The organism is Clostridioides sp. ZZV15-6597, from assembly GCF_020657815.1.
In the GTDB taxonomy this organism is placed as follows: Bacteria; Bacillota; Clostridia; order Peptostreptococcales; family Peptostreptococcaceae; genus Clostridioides.
This window is the reverse complement of sequence record NZ_JAGWCT010000212.1, coordinates 1-1,886: the sequence shown is the minus strand read 5'-3', so window position 1 is coordinate 1,886 and position 1,886 is coordinate 1. Positions and strand designations below refer to the sequence as shown.

Annotated in this window: 2 protein-coding genes; both read left to right on the top strand. The window is 28.0% G+C overall.

The annotated features are described in order from the left end of the window. Positions 1–314: 314 nt before the first annotated feature. Positions 315–947 (top strand): response regulator transcription factor, encoded by a 633-nt coding sequence (locus tag KGF52_RS20885; RefSeq protein ID WP_227841504.1) that lies wholly within the window; start codon positions 315–317, stop codon positions 945–947. A gap of 577 nt (positions 948–1,524) precedes the next feature. Then, positions 1,525–1,886 (top strand): transposase (locus KGF52_RS20880; protein ID WP_227841503.1); only part of this gene is annotated, 362 nt, incomplete at its 3' end.

The window sequence follows — 1,886 nt, the reverse complement described above, 5'->3', positions numbered from 1 at the left end:
TGGTAATAGTTAGAATATTCAATAAAAAACATGACAAATATCATTTTTAATAAAAAACGAATAAATATAGTCGACTATTGAACTATTATGTTGTACTATTTCTTATATACAATTCAACAATATTATCGAAAGCTTATATTTGCCATAAATTTGCCTCAAAATCCAAACAAGTTTGAAACTAACATACTACAAAAAACTGATATAATTTAAGTATAGGAGAAAAACTGAAATAGAAATCTTATTAGAAATTAGTAGTCAATTAGTATATTAGATTATTTAATTTAAATTAAAAGTGAAATAAGGAGGAATTTTTTATGCAGAAATTAATTTATATAGCAGATGATGAAGATAATATTAGAAATTTAGTAAAGACGTTTTTAAAAAATGAAGGTCACAATGTTGTAGATTTTAAAACTGGAGATGAACTTTTAGAACAATTTAATAAAAAAGAATGTGATTTAGTAATCCTAGACATAATGATGCCAGGTTCAAGTGGATTTGAAGTATGCACAAAGCTTCGTGAAAAAAGTACCGTACCAATAATAATGCTTACAGCAAGAGATACTGACATAGATTATATCACAGGAATAACTTTGGGAAGTGATGATTATTTTACAAAACCCTTTAGTCCTATGTCACTGGTTATGAGAGTAAAGTCTATATTTAGAAGGATTGAATTTGAGAAGAAACAGAATTATGATAAGTGTAATGATTTTTTAGACATGGAATTAAAATTTGGAGATGTAACAATAAATAAAAAAAGTAAGATGGTTACAAGTAAAAATATCAATATAGACCTTACACCAAATGAATATAATTTATTGACATATTTATTTGAAAATAGAGATAGAGCAGTCTCTAGGGATGAATTGTTAAACAAAATATGGGGATATGATATAGAAGTTGAGACAAGAGCTGCAGATGATACAGTAACAAATAGTTTATAAAACTTTATAAAAAAATTATAAAAATATAAACTATACTGCGTATGTAGAGAAATCTGCATAGGACACCACTTTAAAACCAGTAAACCCTAAAGCTCTACCACCACAATAAAGGATAGAATCAGAAACCTTTATGATGGTGAGAAATCATAACAAGTGTAGAGATGGCATAAGGTTAAATCCTAAGTGCTTATACAATGGAGATTTGGTCGCCAAGCCTAGAAATAGGAAGGTCAAACGACTAGACCGAGAGGTCGTAAAGCCCTAAGCGATTGAGGGAAGAAATGGGTGGCTCTTAACAGGTAATGCTGAAGATGAAGAAATAGTCTTTGCACGTTCTGAAAGGAAGTGGCTATTAGCGTGAGCGAAATAGCATCTACAAAGTAGCGATTGTAGATAAAAATGTATAAACTCTATAAATTAATATAAATACTTTATAATTCGTCAAATGTTAAATTAAATAAACTTGCAAAAAAAGAAACTCTCTATTTATGAGTGTTCCTGTAATTTTCACAATGGCTATAATTAGATTATAAAAGTTCTAAATCCAAGGGTAAAGTTTAATGGAAAGTATTGGTACTTGTCACTAGCAATGGAAGTTGAGGAAAAAACTGATATTAAACTTACTAATGAAAGTATAGGTGTTGATTTAGGTATCAAGGATTTAGCCATAGTTAGTAATATAGATGAGCCTTTTAAAAACATTAATAAATCAAAAGAAGTTAAAAGATTAAATAAAAAACTTAGAAAACTTCAAAGGCAAGTTTCAAGGAAATATGATATGTTGAAAAGTGGTAACACCTTTCAAAAAGGTGAAAAACTTTTAAAAACTCAAAATATCATAAAAGTTGAAAAGCAGATAAAACTTGTCTATAAAAAACTTTCTGATATTAGATTAAATCATATACACCAAACTACTAATACAATAGTGAAAACCAAGCC